Annotated in this window: 18 protein-coding genes; 11 read left to right on the top strand and 7 right to left on the bottom strand. The window is 58.5% G+C overall.

The genetic code is table 11. The annotated features are described in order from the left end of the window. Positions 1-2 precede the first annotated feature (2 nt). The 4 genes from ATY80_RS14650 to modC all read left to right on the top strand — a co-directional run bounded on the left by ATY80_RS14650 (position 3) and on the right by modC (position 3,709). A complete protein-coding gene (locus ATY80_RS14650) occupies positions 3-596 on the top strand; it encodes a nicotinate-nucleotide adenylyltransferase (RefSeq protein WP_245306845.1) in 594 nt (197 codons plus the stop codon). Between the two features lie 489 nt (positions 597-1,085). Beyond that, the gene (modA, locus tag ATY80_RS14645) at positions 1,086-1,871 is read left to right on the top strand and encodes a molybdate ABC transporter substrate-binding protein (protein WP_088693247.1); all 786 of its coding nucleotides are present in this window, start codon (positions 1,086-1,088) and stop codon (positions 1,869-1,871) included. A 72-nt stretch (positions 1,872-1,943) separates the two neighbouring features. Further along, entirely contained in the window at positions 1,944-2,645 is a 702-nt protein-coding gene (modB, locus tag ATY80_RS14640; protein WP_088693104.1) for a molybdate ABC transporter permease subunit, read from the top strand. Next, positions 2,642-3,709, top strand: a complete 1,068-nt coding sequence (modC, locus tag ATY80_RS14635; protein ID WP_088693103.1) for a molybdenum ABC transporter ATP-binding protein — start codon at positions 2,642-2,644, stop codon at positions 3,707-3,709. Before modB ends, modC begins: the two co-directional genes overlap by 4 nt. Here the strand turns inward: modC and ATY80_RS14630 are convergent, their stop codons facing one another. Next, the gene (locus ATY80_RS14630; protein ID WP_088693102.1) at positions 3,710-4,081 is read right to left on the bottom strand and encodes a winged helix-turn-helix domain-containing protein; all 372 of its coding nucleotides are present in this window, start codon (positions 4,079-4,081) and stop codon (positions 3,710-3,712) included. It abuts the gene before it with no gap. Positions 4,082-4,285: 204 nt separating this feature from the next. On the opposite strand from ATY80_RS14630, the gene rsfS reads away from it, so the two are divergent. From rsfS to ATY80_RS14600, 6 genes are all read left to right on the top strand, one after another. Then, a complete protein-coding gene (gene rsfS, locus ATY80_RS14625) occupies positions 4,286-4,729 on the top strand; it encodes a ribosome silencing factor (protein ID WP_007791018.1) in 444 nt (147 codons plus the stop codon). 111 nt (positions 4,730-4,840) lie between these two features. Beyond that, positions 4,841-5,323: a 23S rRNA (pseudouridine(1915)-N(3))-methyltransferase RlmH gene (rlmH, locus tag ATY80_RS14620; RefSeq protein WP_088693101.1), complete on the top strand. Its 483-nt coding sequence runs from the start codon at positions 4,841-4,843 to the stop codon at positions 5,321-5,323. A gap of 149 nt (positions 5,324-5,472) precedes the next feature. After that, positions 5,473-6,882, top strand: a complete 1,410-nt coding sequence (locus tag ATY80_RS14615; protein WP_189637165.1) for a murein hydrolase activator EnvC — start codon at positions 5,473-5,475, stop codon at positions 6,880-6,882. Then, positions 6,872-8,194: a S41 family peptidase gene (locus ATY80_RS14610; protein WP_088693099.1), complete on the top strand. Its 1,323-nt coding sequence runs from the start codon at positions 6,872-6,874 to the stop codon at positions 8,192-8,194. Before ATY80_RS14615 ends, ATY80_RS14610 begins: the two co-directional genes overlap by 11 nt. 81 nt (positions 8,195-8,275) lie before the next feature. After that, a complete protein-coding gene (locus ATY80_RS14605) occupies positions 8,276-9,481 on the top strand; it encodes a divergent polysaccharide deacetylase family protein (RefSeq protein WP_088693098.1) in 1,206 nt (401 codons plus the stop codon). A 13-nt stretch (positions 9,482-9,494) separates the two neighbouring features. After that, positions 9,495-10,028: an RNA pyrophosphohydrolase gene (locus tag ATY80_RS14600; protein ID WP_088693097.1), complete on the top strand. Its 534-nt coding sequence runs from the start codon at positions 9,495-9,497 to the stop codon at positions 10,026-10,028. A gap of 38 nt (positions 10,029-10,066) precedes the next feature. Here the strand turns inward: ATY80_RS14600 and bfr are convergent, their stop codons facing one another. The 5 genes from bfr to ATY80_RS29605 all read right to left on the bottom strand — a co-directional run bounded on the left by bfr (position 10,067) and on the right by ATY80_RS29605 (position 16,831). Beyond that, positions 10,067-10,552, bottom strand: coding sequence for a bacterioferritin (gene bfr / locus ATY80_RS14595; protein ID WP_007528518.1), 486 nt, complete (start codon positions 10,550-10,552; stop codon positions 10,067-10,069). Further along, positions 10,518-10,919: a (2Fe-2S)-binding protein gene (locus tag ATY80_RS14590; RefSeq protein WP_088693096.1), complete on the bottom strand. Its 402-nt coding sequence runs from the start codon at positions 10,917-10,919 to the stop codon at positions 10,518-10,520. The genes bfr and ATY80_RS14590 overlap by 35 nt, the downstream gene beginning before the upstream one ends. Positions 10,920-10,993: 74 nt before the next feature. After that, positions 10,994-14,428 (bottom strand): error-prone DNA polymerase, encoded by a 3,435-nt coding sequence (locus tag ATY80_RS14585; RefSeq protein ID WP_088693095.1) that lies wholly within the window; start codon positions 14,426-14,428, stop codon positions 10,994-10,996. Next, on the bottom strand, positions 14,428-15,873 hold the full coding sequence (locus tag ATY80_RS14580) for a DNA polymerase Y family protein (RefSeq protein WP_280950688.1): 1,446 nt from the start codon (positions 15,871-15,873) through the stop codon (positions 14,428-14,430). Before ATY80_RS14580 ends, ATY80_RS14585 begins: the two co-directional genes overlap by 1 nt. A gap of 10 nt (positions 15,874-15,883) precedes the next feature. After that, complete coding sequence (locus ATY80_RS29605; protein ID WP_245306843.1) at positions 15,884-16,831, bottom strand: hypothetical protein; 948 nt, start codon at positions 16,829-16,831, stop codon at positions 15,884-15,886. Between the two features lie 161 nt (positions 16,832-16,992). Here ATY80_RS29605 and ATY80_RS14575 point away from each other — a divergent pair, with 161 nt between their 5' ends. After that, positions 16,993-17,430 carry a metallopeptidase family protein gene (locus ATY80_RS14575; protein ID WP_088693093.1) on the top strand — a complete coding sequence of 146 codons (438 nt, stop codon included), beginning with the start codon at positions 16,993-16,995 and terminating at the stop codon, positions 17,428-17,430. 8 nt (positions 17,431-17,438) lie between these two features. Here the strand turns inward: ATY80_RS14575 and ATY80_RS14570 are convergent, their stop codons facing one another. Next, positions 17,439-17,645 (bottom strand): DUF1737 domain-containing protein, encoded by a 207-nt coding sequence (locus ATY80_RS14570; RefSeq protein ID WP_088693092.1) that lies wholly within the window; start codon positions 17,643-17,645, stop codon positions 17,439-17,441. Between the last annotated feature and the right edge of the window lie 7 nt (positions 17,646-17,652).

Genomic DNA, 17,652 nt, shown 5'->3' with positions numbered 1-17,652 from the left:
GCATGCCGCATACGGAGCGCGGCATGGTCGTCGGTCTTTTCGGCGGCTCCTTTAATCCGCCGCATGACGGACACGCGCTAGTGGCCGAAATCGCGATCAAGCGGCTCGGCCTCGATCAGTTGTGGTGGATTGTCACGCCGGGCAATCCGCTCAAGGATCGACGCCATCTGTTGCCGCTTTCCGAACGCATAGCGCTGAGCGAGCGGCTTGCTCGCCATCCCTCGATCAAGATCACAGCATTCGAGCGCGATTTCGCGACAAGCTTCACGGCAAACACGCTGGCTCGTGTGAAGGCGCGCAATCCACATGTCCATTTTATCTGGATCATGGGGGCGGACAGCTTGAAGACTTTACATCAGTGGCAACGCTGGCAGGACATCGTCAACACATTCCCGATTGCGGTGATTGACCGCCCCGGTTCCACTTTGTCGTTCCTTTCATCGAAGATGGCGAGGACGTTTGATTTCGCCCGCGTTGACGAGGACGATTCCCGCGCGCTCTGGAAGCGCCGGGCGCCAGCCTGGACCTTTATACACGGTCCGCGCTCCGGCCACAGCTCGACCGCCATTCGCGCCACGAACGGTGCCATCAGATAATTCGATTTTTCCGGGGTTTGACAAATGAAAAGCCCGACGGGGGAGGAGATCCGTCGGGCTTTATAAACTTGATCGACAACTGGGAGGAGGAGTGTTGCCGATCCATATCCAACGGCTTTGGGAGGAGGAGATCGCCGTTCGATGAGTGTGTTGTATCATATACGCCGGATTTTTGAACCGGGTTCATTGCATTGCAGCAATGCGACACAAGCATGGCTCCGGGCCGAGACCTCTCCGTTCTTGCCTAATTATTTCGCAATCTTTGGCTACTTTTGCAGAAATTTCAAACCTTTGGAGAATCTTACCCTAAAATCATAGGGCCATTTCTGCGATTTTGTGAGTCGATGGTGCTTAGATATGCGATTCACGAATGCGTGAAGTCTGAGATTGATGGGCGACTCGAAGGGTTATGCTTGGGAAAATATAGCGCTAGCCAAGGCACTGGCGACGTTATATCTCTACGAATATTTCGAACTCGGGGAGATATCAATGCAAAGTCGCCGCCAATGGATCAAATTCACTGCCGCCGCCATTTCGGCCGCCTTTCTGGGTGTTGCCGCGACACCTGCCGCGGCTGCGGAGAAGGTTACTGTTTTCGCAGCCGCCAGCCTGAAGAATGCTCTCGACGCGGCGAATGCCGCTTGGGCGAAAGAGGGCGGTAAGGAGGCTGTTGCTTCGTACGCTGCGAGCTCTGCACTTGCTAAGCAGATCGAAGGCGGCGCACCTGCGGACATCTTCATCTCCGCCGACCTGGACTGGATGGACTACCTTGCGAAAAAGAATCTGATCAAGTCCGACAGCCGGTCCAATCTGCTGGGTAACAAGATCGTGCTTGTCGCAGCCAAGGATCACGCCAAACCGGTCGAGATATTGAAGGGCTTCGATCTTGCCGCGTTGCTCGGAGACGGCAAGCTTGCCATGGGTGAGGTGAAGTCGGTTCCGGCCGGCAAGTACGGCAAGGCTGCGCTTGAAGCGCTTGGCGTGTGGCCCTCGGTTGAAGCCAAGGTCGCCGGCGCTGAAAGCGTTCGTGCCGCGCTCGCGTTGGTATCGCGCGGTGAGGCTCCCTATGGCATCGTCTATCAGACCGATGCCTCCGCGGACGCGGGCGTTGCCGTTGTCGGCACTTTCCCGGCCGATTCGCATCCGCCGATCATTTATCCGATCGCCATTCTCTCAGAGAGCAAGAATCCGGATGCTGCGGCCTACCTCAACTTCCTGAAGTCGGAAAAAGCCGCTCATTTCTTTACTGAGAAGGGCTTCACCATCTTGAAATGATTGCGATTTTTCGCATGAAGACATAGCGTGAGAAGGCCCGCTCGGACGGGCCTTATATTTTGGAGAGATGGCTTGGATGCACTCGGCCTGAGCAACGATGAATGGACGGCGATCTTGCTCAGCCTGCGCGTGTCAGTGGTCGCGATGCTGGCGAGTTTGCCATTCGGCATCGGAGTAGCCCTGTTGCTGGCGCGCGGACGGTTTTGGGGTAGGTCGATCCTGAATGTGGTCGTTCACTTGCCGTTGATCCTTCCTCCTGTCGTCACCGGTTTCATCTTGCTGATCCTCTTTGGACGTCGCGGACCGATCGGCAGTTTTCTCGACCAGCATTTCGGCGTCGTCTTTTCTTTTCGCTGGACAGGTGCTGCGCTTGCCTGTGCCGTCATGGCCTTCCCCTTGATGGTGCGTAGCATCCGGCTCTCGATCGAAGCGGTCGATCGAAAACTGGAGGAGGCAGCTGGCACGCTGGGAGCCGCCCCACTCTGGGTTTTCATGACGATCACGTTGCCGCTGACGCTGCCCGGGATCATCGCCGGAATGATCCTTTCCTTCGCCAAGGCGATGGGGGAGTTCGGGGCAACCATCACGTTCGTCTCCAACATCCCCGGGGAAACACAGACCATTTCTTCGGCGATCTACTCCTTCACGCAGGTCCCGGGCGGTGATGCCGGTGCCCTGCGGCTGACGCTCGTCGCTGTCGCCATTTCGATGGTCGCTTTGCTTGCCTCGGAATTCCTCTCGCGCATCGCCGGCAGGAGGATTGATCCGGAATGACACTCGTCGTGAAAGCAAAGCAGCAGCTTGGCACCTTTTCCCTCGATGCCAGCTTCACCTCTGAGCGGGGGATCACTGCCCTTTTCGGTCGTTCGGGCTCCGGCAAGACATCGATCATTCGTATCATCGCTGGGCTAGCGAGGCCCGACAACGGGCAAGTGATCCTGGATGGCGATGTCATGACGGATACCGACAGGCGGATCTTTGTCCCCAAGCACCGCCGAAGATTCGGCTATGTGTTTCAGGAGGCGCGATTGTTTCCGCACCTCAGTGTCCGTCACAACCTGTCATACGGTCGGTGGTTTGGCAAAGTCGTCGGTCCGGCGGAGAGCCTGGATCGAATTGTCGCGCTGCTCGGTATCGAAAGCCTGCTCGAGCGCAGGCCGGAAAAACTCTCCGGTGGCGAGAAGCAACGCGTAGCAATCGGCCGGGCCCTACTCTCGACTCCCCGCCTCTTGCTGATGGACGAACCCTTAGCGGCATTGGATGATGCGCGAAAAGCAGAAGTCATGCCCTACCTCGAGTGCTTGCGCGACGAGATGGATATTCCGATCGTCTATGTCAGCCACTCGATCGCCGAAGTGGCGCGCCTCGCCAATCAGGTCGTGGTCATGCGGGATGGCGCGGTGGAGGCGGTCGGCCCAGCCGTGGATGTGTTGAACCATCCGCCTGCCTCGTTCGAGCGGCGTGATGCGGGTGCGCTCCTTGAGGGAAAGGTCGAAAGCGTCGATGCGCAGCATCGCATTGCCACGATTACACTGAAATCAACGCAGCTTCATGTCCCGGGCGCGGCGCTGACGCCTGGGAAGGCAGTTCGGGTCCGGATCCCCTCTCGCGATGTGATGCTCGCAATGAGAAGGCCCGAGGCGTTGAGCGCGCTGAACGTGCTTGAAGGCACTGTTCAGGACATGACGCAGGCCGATGACGCCACGATCGATGTGCTCGTCGATTGCGGTGGGGATATAATTCTCTCGCGGATCACGAGTTTTTCGGCGGAGCGGCTAGGTGTGTGCATCGGAGCCCCCGTTTTTGCCGTCATAAAGACCGTCGCGCTGGAACAGTGATCAACGACCGGTTTGGGGCGACCGGTTGGCCTCGAGCCAGGCCAGATCCTCCGCAAGGGTGAACTTCACCATCCGCTCCATCTTTCGAAAGCGGGCAAGGAGTTCATCACCGAACGGTGTCAGCGCTGCGCCCCCGCCCTTCTGGCCACCGCGCTGAGACTCGACCACCGGATCCCGGAACATCCGATTCAAGTCGCTGACAAGTAACCAGGCGCGACGATAGGACATGTCCATCGCCCTGCCTGCGGCGGAAATCGATCCGGTTTCTCTGATGTGTTCGAGCAGTTCCATCTTGCCGCGGCCGAGCCGGTCCTCGTGAGGAAAGCTGATGCGGAGTACAGGAATGAGCGTGTCTTCTGCGGGGTTTTTCATCGGACGGATCTTTGCGGTCGGAACGGAACTTACTTTACGTGTGGTGATAAGGACTGTACACAGCAGGCCGCATGCGCAGTCCTCCATTCAACAATGGTTTGTGATCAAGACGGACATTCACGCTTTGTGATTGCACACGTCTTGAAACGTTAATGGTTTGGTGCCTATCTTAATTATGATTTGGTCACCAAATCAGTGATGTGCATGTTTTGTCATTCCGAGAAAGGGAAAGCACTGACAACAGTACACGCCAAGGGAAAAACGCTTGCCGTTGTCCCGAAGAGCCCGGAACGTGGCGCCGATGCTGCCGCCCGCGCCCTGCACGCCGTCCTCACAAGCCTTGAGGACTCTAAGGCTGAAGATATCGTTACCATCGACATTGCTGGAAAATCGGCACTGGGAGACTTCATGGTCGTCGTCTCCGGGCGCTCGAACAGGCATGTCATGGCGATCTCCGACCACCTGCTGACTGATCTCAAAGACGAAGGGCTTGGAAGCGCCCGTGTCGAAGGTCAGGAAGGCGGTGATTGGATCCTGATCGACACCGGCGATGTCATCGTCCATGTCTTCCGTCCTGAAATACGCGAGTTCTACAACATCGAAAAGATGTGGGCCGCGCCCGATATGGACGAAGAAACGGTGCACTAACAGGCTGCTGGACGCTAGGTCCGCCGCCTGATAGACGGCATTTTATTGGCCGGACGAATCCGGCCGGCGGTAGGTGTGTGCCGCCCTATGCCGAACTGCAGGGAGCGGATGATGCGTGTTGGTCTTTTTGCAGTGGGGCGGCTGAAGTCCGGCCCCGAGAAGGACCTTGCGGCCCGCTATTTCGATCGTTTTGCCAAGGCCGGCCCGGCGGTCGGCCTCGAATTCTCCCGCGTGGCCGAAGTTGCCGAAAGTCGTGCGTCGAACGCCGATACCCGCAAGCGTGACGAAGCGGCGATGCTGCAGAAGTCGCTGGCGGACGGGAGTGTTCTCATTTTGTTGGACGAGCGAGGCAAGGCGCTGGACAGCGAAGGGTTTGCCAGTCTCCTCGGAAACTATCGCGACCAGGGCAAGCGCGACCTGATGATTGCCATCGGCGGCGCCGACGGTCTCGATCCGTCTTTGTACAACCTTGCCGATGCAACCCTTTGTCTCGGCAAGATGACTTGGCCGCATCAGTTGGTTCGTACGCTGATCGCCGAACAGCTTTATCGAGCCGTGACGATCCTTTCCGGCCATCCCTATCATCGCGTATGATGGGCTTTGCTGCTCACGCAGGCGTGTCTGTTGCGACGTGCGCTAACCCTCAATCGATCTGGCAAAGAACGCCAAATCAGCCTAATCTCCGCGCGATTTGAAAGGATTTCAAGGTTCGTATGCCGCCACGTGCGTTCAAGCCAAAATACATCATTCTGACGGCCCTGGCCGTAGGCTTGGGTGTGTCTGTGGCAGCAGTTGAGAACCGCGCCGTCGCCCAGGATGCGCCGGAAGCTGCGCAGATGCCGCCGGCCGAAACACCTGCCGCCACAACTGGTACGGCCGCTGAGGAGCGGCCCGATCCGGCAGCTGATCTGGCAAGGAAGCGGGACGAGACGCGGGCTGAACTCGAAGCCTTGTCTAAAACGATCGACCTTTCATCGGATAAGGTTGCCGAGCTTCAGAAGAGCATTGCGGATCTGGACAAGAACAGCAGCAGTGTTCGTCAGGCGCTGATCGATTCAGCGACGCGGCGCAAGGCGCTTGAGAAACAAATCCTGGAAAGCGAGAAGAAGCTCGCCGATCTCGGCGTCAAGGAAGACGCGGTTCGCCGGTCGCTGCATGAACGGCGCGGCTTGCTGGCCGAGGTGCTGGGTGCCCTGCAGCGCATGGGCCGCAATCCGCCGCCGGCCCTCCTCGTGACACCCGACGATGCGCTCGCTTCGGTCCGAAGCGCAATCCTGCTTGGCGCAGTGGTTCCCGGTATCCGAAAGGAGACCGACAAGCTAGCCGCCGATCTTGCCAACCTGTCTTCGTTGCAGGCAGCCAGTGCTGCGGAGAAATCAGCCTTCACCGCAACGATGACGAACAGTATCGAGGAAGAGCGACGGATGGATTTGCTTCTCGCCGAGAACGAGAAGCTGAGCCGCAGCAGCGCCGCGGAACTGGATGCACAAAAGAAGCGCTCGGAAGATCTTGCCAGCAAGGCGACAAGCCTGGAGGGGCTGGTCGCATCGATGGAAACCGAGATCGCATCGGTTCGCGACGCCGCCGCTGCAGCCCGCCAGGCCGAGGAGAACCGCAAGCTTCTCACCGACGAGCAGCGCGCCCACGCCAAGGCGCTCGCGGAAAGCGGTGTGCCTGATAAAAACCGCATTGCGCCCGCATATCCCTTCGGAGACTTGAAGGCGAAGCTGGAATTGCCTGTGGCAGGCGATGTGCTGCGCCAGTTCGGCGATGCCGACGGAACCGGCCATGAGGCGATGGGAATGACGCTTGCCACCAATCCGGAAACGGTGGTTACCGCTCCCGCTGACGGCCTTGTCGTCTATGCAGGTGCATTCCGCAGCTACGGCCAGATGATCATCCTCGACGCAGGCGACGGCTACCACCTTGTCCTTTCTGGAATGGAGACGATCAGCACGCGTCAGGGCAAGTTCGTTTTCGCCGGCGAGCCGCTTGCCGCCATGGGTGCAAAAAGAGTAGCGAGCGCGACTGCATTGGCGCTGGAAACCAACCGTCCAACGCTTTACATTGAATTTCGAAAAGATGGAAAACCGGTCGATTCCCGACCATGGTGGACCGCTAAAGACACTGGAAAGGCACGCAATGATTCGTAGGGCTTCTTTTGTTCTGGTCGGCGCATTGATGGGTGCGACCGCGATGAGCGTCATCTATTCGGCGGGCGTGCCTGCAGAAGCAGCCGGAGCCTCCACTTACAAGGAGCTTTCCGTTTTTGGTGACGTTTTTGAGCGTGTGCGCGCACAGTATGTGACGCCGCCGGCCGAAGACAAACTCATCGAAAACGCCATCAATGGCATGCTTTCTTCGCTGGATCCGCATTCGAGCTATATGAATGCCAAGGATGCAGCTGACATGCAGACCCAGACGAAGGGCGAATTCGGCGGCCTCGGTATCGAGGTCACCATGGAAGACGAGCTCGTCAAGGTCATTACGCCGATCGATGATACGCCTGCAGCCAAGGCCGGCGTTCTTGCTGGTGACTATATCTCCGAGATCGATGGTCAATCGGTTCGCGGCCTGAAGCTGGAAGACGCGGTCGAAAAGATGCGTGGTCCGGTCAACACACCGATCAAGCTGACGCTGATCCGCAAGGGTGCCGACAAGCCGATCGAGCTGACAATCGTCCGCGACGTCGTCGCGGTTCAGGCCGTGAAGTCGCGCGTCGAGGATGATGTCGGCTATCTGCGCGTCATCTCCTTTACCGAGAAGACTTACCCTGATCTCGAGAAGGCGATCGAGAAGATCAAGAAGACGGTCCCGGCTGACAAGCTGAAGGGCTACGTCCTCGATCTTCGTCTGAACCCGGGCGGTCTGCTCGATCAGGCAATCCAGGTTTCCGACGCGCTGCTGCAGCGTGGCGAAGTGGTATCCACCCGCGGTCGTAATCCGGACGAGACCCGCCGCTTCAATGCTGGTCCGGGTGATCTGACGGATGGCAAGCCGGTGATCGTGTTGATCAACGGCGGTTCGGCATCGGCCTCGGAGATCGTTGCTGGCGCGCTGCAGGATCTGCGTCGTGCAACTGTTCTCGGCACGCGTTCGTTCGGCAAGGGCTCGGTCCAGACGATCATACCGCTCGGCGAAAACGGCGCGTTGCGACTGACGACAGCGCTCTACTACACGCCGTCTGGCCGCTCCATCCAGGGCACGGGCATCACGCCTGACATCAAGGTCGATGAGCCGCTTCCCGATGACCTGAAGGGGAAGATGACCACGGAAGGCGAGTCGAGCCTGCGCGGGCACATCAAGGGCCAGAGCGAGACAGACGAAGGCTCCGGTTCGGTTGCCTATGTTCCGCCGGATCCCAAGGACGACGTCCAGCTCAACTACGCGCTTGACCTGCTTCGCGGCAAGAAGACCGATCCGGCCTTCCCGCCCAATCCGGACAAGGCCGTCAGCGCCAAGTAATTGCAATTTGAGGCGTCAGGCCGGATGGTATGTCCGGCCTGACGCCTTTTTGCTGTCCTGATTGTGAAGCGGAAAAGAAGTTTGAATACCGATCTGCACGCCCCCCTCGGACAGAGCCGCAAGGCCAAGCGGCAACGGCCGGGTATTTTGCGCACCGGGCGTGTTGTCGCCGGGATCTGCCTCGTGCTGATCGGGGCGACGTCGCTCTATACGGCGTTTCGCGGCGACGGATTGAAGCGAGAGAAGCCGCTGGCGCAGGACCAGACGGCTGTGCCACCTTCCGACACCGTCCAAAATCAGGCGCCGTCGCAGACTTCATCGGCTGCCGCTCCCAATGGCATGGTGCCATCCGATCCGAGATCGGGCGCAAATGTGGAGCGGATGGTTACCGGCGACGGATCTGTCGTCACGAAATACTCCCCCAGACAACGCGACGGAAATGGACCGGTGTTGGTCGATGCCTCGCAGGTCGGGCAGGATCCACGGATGGCGGCGCTACCGAACGACGCGCTTCTGGAAGACACGCCGTTGGGACGGCTACCGATCGTCGGGCCGGACGGACGTCGCCCGATGGACCAGTATGCGCGACCATGGTCCGGCGCTCACGGGACTCGTATCGCGATCGTCGTCAGCGGGCTCGGGCTTAGCCAGACGGGCACACAACGGGCCATCCAGCAGTTGCCGGAGGAAGTCACCTTCGCCTTTGCCGCCAGCGGCAACAGCTTGCAGCGCTGGATGCAGGAAGCGCGCCGTGGCGGCCACGAAATCCTGCTGCAGGTTCCGTTCGAGCCTTTTGATTACCCGGCAAATGATCCCGCCCCGGACACGCTGCTTACGTCAACGTCGGTTGCGAAGAATATCGAAAACCTGCACAGGGCGATGGGCGAGATCACGAATTATACCGGCATCATGAACTATCAGGGTGGGCGCTTCCTTTCCGACCCCAACGCTATGGAGCCGGTCATGCGGGATATCGGAAAACGCGGGCTGCTGTTCCTTGATGACGGAACGTCGGCCCAATCCAAGACCGCCGCGATCGCAAAGGGAACAGAGGCGCCCTACGCCCTCGCAGATGTGCAGTTGGACAAGCAGCTTGATGTGAACGCCATCATCCAGAAACTGGACGAACTGGAACGCGTCGCGAAGCGTAACGGCCAGGCGATCGGCGTCGCTGCCGCCTTCGATGAGAGCATTGACGCCATCGCGCAATGGACGCAGGAAGCGGCAATGCGAGGCATTGAGATTGTCGGTGTAGCAGCGCTGACCAATGATCCGAAAAGACCTTGAACAGAGAGAGCCTATGAGCAAGCCGATCGTCAAAGCCGAAGACCTGCCGTATCGCCCCTGCGTCGGTGTCATGATTCTCAACCGCCAGGGCCTTGTATGGGCAGGGCGACGGATTCCTGAAGAAAATTCCGAGTATGACGGATCGCCGCAGCTTTGGCAGATGCCGCAGGGCGGCATCGACAAGGGCGAGGATCCTCTTGAGGCGGCCTACCGCGAGCTTTACGAGGAGACAGGCATTCGCACCGTGACGCTGCTGGCCGAGGCGCATAATTGGATCAACTATGATTTACCGCCCCAGCTGATCGGCATCGGATTGAAGGGCAGGTTCCGCGGCCAGACGCAGCGCTGGTTTGCGTTCCGTTTCGATGGTGACGAGAGCGAGGTCGCGATCAATCCGCCGCCCGGTGGCCATGCGCCTGAGTTCGATGCCTGGGATTGGAAGCCGATGGAAAGCCTGCCCGGTCTCATCGTGCCCTTCAAGCGGGCCGTCTATGAGCAGGTGGTCGACGAGTTCAGGCATCTGGTTGGCCTGAGTGCCGCAGGGTAAATGACCGGCGGCTTTAGGGCTGCCGATCATGACAATCATTACTCGGCCTCGTTGGCGGAGTCGGCGTTGAGCTGGCCGTACTTCGATTCGCCGATCTTGCCGAGCAGCTCCAGCTGCGTTTCGAGGAAGTCGATGTGGCCCTCCTCGTCCGCCAGGAGTTCCTCAAAAAGCTTCATCGAGACATAGTCGCCGGCCTCGTGACAGATGTCGCGTGACTTCTTGTAAGCGGTGCGCGCATCGTATTCGCCGGCAAGATCGGCTTCCAGAACTTCCTTGACGTTCTGGCCGATGCGAAGCGGAGCAAGGGTCTGGAGGTTGGGGTGACCTTCGAGGAAGATGATGCGTGCGACCAAGCGGTCGGCGTGATGCATTTCCTCAATGGATTCTGCCCGTTCCTTCTTGGCGAGCTTGGTATAGCCCCAGTCTTCAAGAAGTCGGTAATGGACCCAGTATTGGTTTACGGCGCCGAGCTCGAGAAAGAGGGCCTCGTTAAGCCGCTCGATGACTTTTTTGTCGCCTTTCAATGTCCGCTCTCCTGTTTTCTTCATGGAATTTTCTCAGGCGGGACATGAAATCAAATATTTCGGCTTCCGTCGAGTGGTGACGGGCGTGATATTCCTCGGTCGTCTGGATGATAATATCGACCACGTTTGGGAAGCAGCCACAGCAGCGGCCGCGCTTTCCCATGGCGTGGTATACCTTTGCAGGCACGATCAGCTGCCAACAATCTTGCTCGAGAAGCTCGGTGATAACTTCCCGGATTTCATGATCAGTTATGTAATTGCAGCTGCAGACAAGCACGGCGTCATTCCAAACATGACATTCACTATCGTCTTTTCTGCAAAAGGAGACGGCGAGTGTCAAGAAAAATCGAGTGATGGACGAGGCCATTCATTGCATGTTGAAACGTAAGAGGCTCTTCGTGGGTGCTGCGATCCAGCAGGTCACGACCTGATGATCTCTCCTCAATGAAAATTACGACCTTTCGGCATGACTTGAGTTGTTTCTATCGCTCCGACATGGCTGCTTGAAATCAGCCTTTTCTCCATGACTGCCTTCTCAAGTGAATTTGCGAGTTTCCCTTGGCGCGGATCCATCGTTGGATTGAGCGCTTCATCCGAACGATCACTAACGCCGAAACGACGGGCTTCCTTCTGCAGGATGCCAAGTGCGGGCGTCATATCCTCGATATGATCGACGACTGTGTGGATCACGCCGCTCTGGCTTTGAAGCTTGCCATATATCTTCACGAGCCGTGCTCCCATGACGATCGGGCGGTACTTCTCGAATACCTTCTTCCAGACAATGGCATTGGCAACACCCGTCTCGTCTTCCAATGTCATGAAGATGACGCCCTTGGCCGAGCCGGGGCGCTGACGCACCAAAACCAGGCCGGCAATCGTCACCCTTCTGCCGTTCGGGACGGTGAGAAGATCGACATTCCGAACGACTCCTGCCTTGTGGAATTCTTTGCGCAGGAATGAAACCGGATGGCCCTTCAAGGAGAGCGAAAGGTAGCGGTAATCCTCAACGACTTGTTCACCAGCCAACATTTCCGGTAACCGTGTCTCAGGCTCGACCTGCAGGTCGATGTGGCTCACCTGGTCGAACAGAGGTAGCTTTTCCGCAGCGCTCTTCGCATCAAGCGCCCGCACAGCCCAGAGCGCATCCCGTCGCGACAGTTTTATGGAATGAAAAGCATCCGCATCAGCGAGCCGTTCTATATCCGCTTTCTGCAGGCCTGAACGCAGCCAGAGATCGCGGATGGAAGAATAGCCCTTGCCTCTATTGGCAACGAGCTGCTCCATGCTTGTTTCCGAAAGGCCCTTTATCTGCCTGAAGCCAAGCCGAACGGCTCGCTTTGTCTTGATGATATCCCGCATGCTGGCATGCCGGAAATCGACTGCGCGCTTGTTGAATTCGGCCTCCTCAAGCAAGCAGTCCCAGTTCGATTCATTGATGTCGACGGGCCTGATCTCAACACCATGCTCCCGGGCATCCCTGACAAGCTGCGCGGGGGCATAGAAGCCCATTGGCTGCGAATTCAGCATCGCAGCACAGAAAACGTCGGGATAGTAAGCCTTTACCCAGGAGGAGGCGTAGACGAGCAAGGCGAAAGAGGCGGCGTGGCTTTCCGGGAAGCCGTATTCGCCAAAACCTTTGATCTGGTTGAAGCATTGCTGGGCAAAATCGCGGGGGTAGTTCTTCGCGACCATGCCTTCGATGAACCGCGTTTCGAAATTGCCGATGGTGCCTGTTCGTTTGAAGGTCGCCATGGCGCGTCTAAGCTGATCCGCTTCAGCCGGCTTAAAACCCGCGGCTGTGATTGCGATCTGCATGGCCTGTTCCTGAAACAGCGGCACGCCGAGCGTTCGTTTGAGGACCTCTTTAAGCTCAGGGCTCGGGTATGTCGTCGGGATGCCACGTGCTTTTTCCTCCCTACGTTTCAGGTATGGGTGGACCATGTCACCCTGAATGGGGCCGGGCCTGACGATGGCAACCTCGATGACAAGGTCATAGAACGCCTTCGGCTTCAGACGCGGTAGCATGCTCATCTGCGCCCGGCTCTCGATCTGGAAGACGCCAAGCGTGTCGGCCCGGCACATCATCGCATAGACCGGTTCCTCGTCTTCATGCGTGGCGTTGCCAAGATCGGCGAGCGTCTTCTTGACGTCGTAGTGCAGGAGAAGCAGATCGAATGCCCGCCTCAATGCGGTCAGCATTCCGAGCGCCAGGATGTCGACCTTGAGGATCTTCAGATTGTCGAGGTCATCCTTGTCCCACTCGACCATGTAGCGCCCGGGCATTGCCGTCTTCATGATCGGAACGACTTCATCCAGCCTGTCCCTGGTGATGACGAAGCCGCCGACATGCTGGGTGAGGTGCCGGGGAAAACCGAGAAGCTCGGATGCATATTTCAGCACGTTCCTGGTCATGGGATCGGAAGTTTCGAGCCCGGCGGCCCTCGCTTCACGCTCGGACAGCTTTTCGTCCGACCAGCCCCAGACCAGGCTGCCGATCGCAGATTGGACGTCCTCGGAAAGACCGAAGGCCTTCGAGACTTCGCGCCCGGCGGACCTGGTGCGGTAGGTCGTTACCCCTGCCGTCAAGCCGGCATGTTCCTTGCCGTATTTTTCGTAGATATGCTGGATGACCTCCTCGCGCCTCTCGTGTTCGAAATCGACATCGATATCCGGCGGCTCGTCACGGTCCATCGAGAGGAAGCGGTCGAAGAGCAGGGTGCTCTTCTCCGGATTGACCTCGGTTATCTCGAGGCAATAGCAAATGACCGAGTTTGCCGCAGAGCCGCGACCCTGGCAGAGGATTTTCTTCTCGTGCCGGGCATGCTGGATGATCCTGTGGACCGTCAGGAAGTACGGTTCATATTGCTTCTGGCGAACAAGGCTCAACTCGTACTCAATGTTCTTCCGAACTTTCTCAGGCACGCCGTCGGGGAAGCGCTTTGCGGCACCTGATCTGGTAAGACGTTCCAGTGTTTCATATGGCGTTTCCCCCTCGTCATTCTCGGGGGGGTAGTTGTGCTCCAGTTCGTCGAGTGAAAAGGAAAGGCTTCCAAAGAACTTGCCTGTGTTTGTTACGGCGTGCGGATAGTCTCTGAAAAGTCGCAGAATTTCGCTGCCACTCTTGAGATAGCGTTCGGCATTCGGAGCCAGGAGAAAGCCAGCCTCGGGAACGGGAACATGCTCCCTGATAGATGTCACGATATCGGCGAGAGGGCGGCGGGTCGTATCGTGATAGAGCGGCTGGTTGGTGGCGATCAGCCGGATACGGCTGCGGTCAGCCAGCATGGAGACGGTTGCAAACATGCGCTTATCGCGGCCGTCATAGGCGGGAGCGAGCGCCATGTGGATGTTTTTCTGGAAGCGCTTTCTGAAACGCTCCAGACAGGTTTCGAACGCGGCGTGATTGTTATCATCAGCAATGGAAGGGTGCGGAATGATCGCAAGCATCATGTCGTCGCCCCATTCCATTAGATCCGCTTCCGACAGAATGCATTTTCCCTTCTCGGCTCTCAGGTTTCCGGCGCTCAGCAACCGGCAAAGATACGCCCAACCTTGACGATTTCGGGGGTAGGCAAGGATGTCAGGGGTTCCATCCGAAAAGACCAGGCGGGCGCCCGGCTGGAAACGGATCGGATCGAGAATGACGTCACTCTTTTCGTGCTCCTCCAAAAGTCCGGCTCTCATTCGTTCGAACTTCTTTTGGATCGCCTTTGACTGGGCATGCGCCCGAACGACACCCGCAACCGAATTACGGTCAGCAATGCCAAGTCCTCCAAGCTTCAGAACGGCAGCCTGGACGATCATTTCCTCAGGCTTGGAGGCACCCTCCAGAAACGAGAAATTGCTCTTCGCGCCGATTTCGAAGAAGGCGGACATCAGGCGATGACCCCATGCATGTACCAGTTCTGTGCTGCGTCACGCTCATAATGGCCATGGCGATAGATCCAGAAGCGGCGTCCCTGATCGTCTTCGATCCGGAAGTAGTCTCGATCCTCAGCATCCGATCCATCGAGCCACCATTCCATTGCCAGCCGTTCCGGCCCCTCGCTCTTCAGGACACGGTGCTGCATTCGCCGCCAATGAAAGCTCGCCGGTGCGCCATCGGGGACTTCGACGGCAAAGGCGTCCATCGGCTCCGGTTTCCGCAATAGCCGGATGGGTCGCTCGTTCCTGGCCGGCGGCGGATGTCCTTCCCGGGTTTTCTGGGCGGATAGCTGATCGATTGCAGGCAGGGCAATGACGGCTCTTTCGGGTATGTGGCTCTCCCGCAATTGGAAGGTTTGCAGGCAGTCCCCCCCAAGGCGGGCGGAAACCCGATCCACGAAGGCAGCAAGCGACGCATCCTTCTGCTGGCGGTGTTCGAAATCACCCTGTGACGTCACGAAATCTTCGTGCAGGAGCACGTTGAGACGAAGGATCTCGAATCCGTAACCGGCATCGAAATCGTCGTGAATTGCCTGCAGGCGTTCGGCAAAGAGAGCGGCGATGCGCTTGGGCTCTCGCAAGGGCTGCGCGGTCCCGGCAGAAATCCGGAACACCTTGCCATCGACACGGAACAGGACCAGTTCGAAGATGCGGCCGCCGACGCCACGCGCTTCCAATGAGGGCTTCAGGGAGACGGCAATCTGATCGGTGAGCGCAAGGATATCGTCTTCGGCTCCGATCGGCTCAATCAGGCGACGTTCGACCGAGAGGCTCGCGACCGGAAGGCGTGGAGAGACTGGCTCCTCATCTGTTCCAAGCGCCTGATCGAGCCTCAAGAGCAATGCTCCTCCAAAGCGACGGGCAAGCGGGGCGCGTGGCGCACTCAGTAAATCGCCGACATATTTGAGTCCCATCTTATGCAGGGCGCTTACGGTTTCTTCTTCGAGACGCAGGGCCGCGACGGGCAAGGGCGCAAGCGCCTGCTCGGCCTCCCCATGTTCGATAATGCCGCCTTGGCCGAAACGGCTGATGGCCCAAGACAATCCCGGCGACGAGGAGATGGCGCCACGGGCGTCAATTCCCATCTGGAAGAGCCTTGCGAGAATATCCTTGAGAAGGGACGTCTCACCGCCGAACAGATGGGCGCAGCCGGTAATGTCGAGAAACAGGCCATCCACGCCGTCGAGAGCGACAAGCGGGGTATAGCGATCGCACCAGTCGGCGATCGCTTCCAGAAAGCGCCGGTTGGCGGCTGGGTCGTCCTCGATCACATCAAGCGTGGGGTAGATGGCGCGGGCTTCGGCGACGCCCATATGCTTTCGGAGATTGAGGGTTTCGGCTGCCTCGTCCAGCGCTGTCAGCCGCATCGTATTGTTGAGGCGGCTGGAACAGACGATTGGTGCGGCCTCAGGACGTCCGTGCGAACGCCAGGAGAGCCCCCATTTCTTTCTTGCGATCCGGTCGGTTGGAAGATGCGGAAAGTGGAGTGCCAGAATGCGCTGCGCGTTCGTCTGGAAGGCGAGGGTCGACTGATTGGGAGACGGCGAAAAAACGGCGGTCATGAGGGTTCCACTCCAGTAGAAAGGAGAGGGGAGCCGGGTTGCGGCTCTTCTCCAGGGTGAGATGAAAAATCGGATTGCCGATGCTACCGCCCAGCATCGTGCCATCCGGCAAGGGGCGCGCCTGTGCCGGCGCGGGTGCCGCAAGGAAGCGGAAATAAGCGCTGCTGGCCTCTTCCTCTCCAGCCTGCCGCAACAGCAAAAGCGGGCGTTTCGATGCTTTCGCCCGCAAGCTCAACCGGCGGCTTTCCGTCAGGCCGAAGGGCTTCGGATTGCCGCGAACCTCCAGAATTGTCGCAGGAAAGACGCCGCTTTCGACTGCGGCCTCGGCAAGCCACAGAGCGTCCTCAAGCTTGCGTGGACTGGCATAGAAGAACTGGTCCGACTTCAGACCGAAATCGCGCAGGCCCACCGCGTAAGGGGCGCCTGCTTCCATCGTGGAAACCATGTCCGCGATCCACAGGATCGGCAGCGATGCACTGGGGCTCTCTTCCACTTGGCGCTGCAGCATGGCGGCAAGTGCCAGCACAAAGCCGCTGCCGGCACCGGCTTCGCGCAAAAGATCGGAGCGAACCTCGGTGACCCCATCGAGCGGTAGACCGCCATCAATCGCCTCGTCAAGCGCGGGTATTCCAAGCGGAAGACGCAGGACGCTCTCGTTCTTCGCGGAGAGTCCCTTATCGACCAAGGCTTCGCTTTCCGCGGCAGCCAAGGCCGGCGCGGGCTTTCCTTCAAGCTTTGCAATGGTTTCGCGGAGCGCAAAAAGCCGCTCGCGCGTCACGGCCGACTGTGCCATGACGTTCTCCAAGTCTCATATGTTCCTGTTATGTTCTTATGGATTCCAGAGGTGGACGGAAGAGTCAACAGCCATTTGATGTGAATTTATTCCTGCCTTTGATTCCGCTCTCGAAAATCGTACGCAAAGGTTCTATATGGGCCGCAAAGGAAGGAATATTCATGGCCCGCATAGACCAGAGCGAGGATTGGCGGGATCGCCACGCGCCGACGATCAGCACTTTCGAGTCGTTGGCAATGGAGGCGTATAGCCACCTGCCGGAAGAGTTCCGCTCACTGACCACCAATCTGACGATCGAGATCGAGGATTTCCCCGACGACGACGTGTTCGAGGACATGGCTCTGGAAACGCCGTTCGATCTTCTCGGCCTCTTTGAGGGCCGAGGCATCTCGGAGCGTTTCACGATGGAAACCGGCGAATTGCCGAACCGTATCCGCCTCTACCGGCGGCCGATCCTCGATTACTGGGCAGAGAACGACGAGACGCTGGGCGATATCATCACTCACGTCCTCATCCATGAGATCGGCCACCATTTCGGTCTCAGCGACGACGACATGGAACGGATAGAGGCGAGCGCCGAAGAAGCGGGCGAACGCTAAGCTTTCGCTTACTGTTCGGACAGCTTCATGTCCGGTTGGTAGTCCTTGCCTTCGACTTCCTTGACGATCGCCTGAGCGCACATCACTTGGCCGGTCTGGGTGTTGAAGGTCAGCGACGGCGAGCCGTTCAGCGACCAGCCCTTGTTGAGGGCGTCGGTCACGCGGTGACAGAAAGCGGCATCATCCTGGCCGGTCAGAAGGCGATAAAGCTTCATCTAAAGT

This window comes from Rhizobium sp. R711, from assembly GCF_002211365.1.
Lineage (GTDB): Bacteria > Pseudomonadota > Alphaproteobacteria > Rhizobiales > Rhizobiaceae > Rhizobium.
The sequence above is the reverse complement of the archived record's forward strand: the minus strand, read 5'-3'. Positions and strand labels throughout refer to the sequence as shown.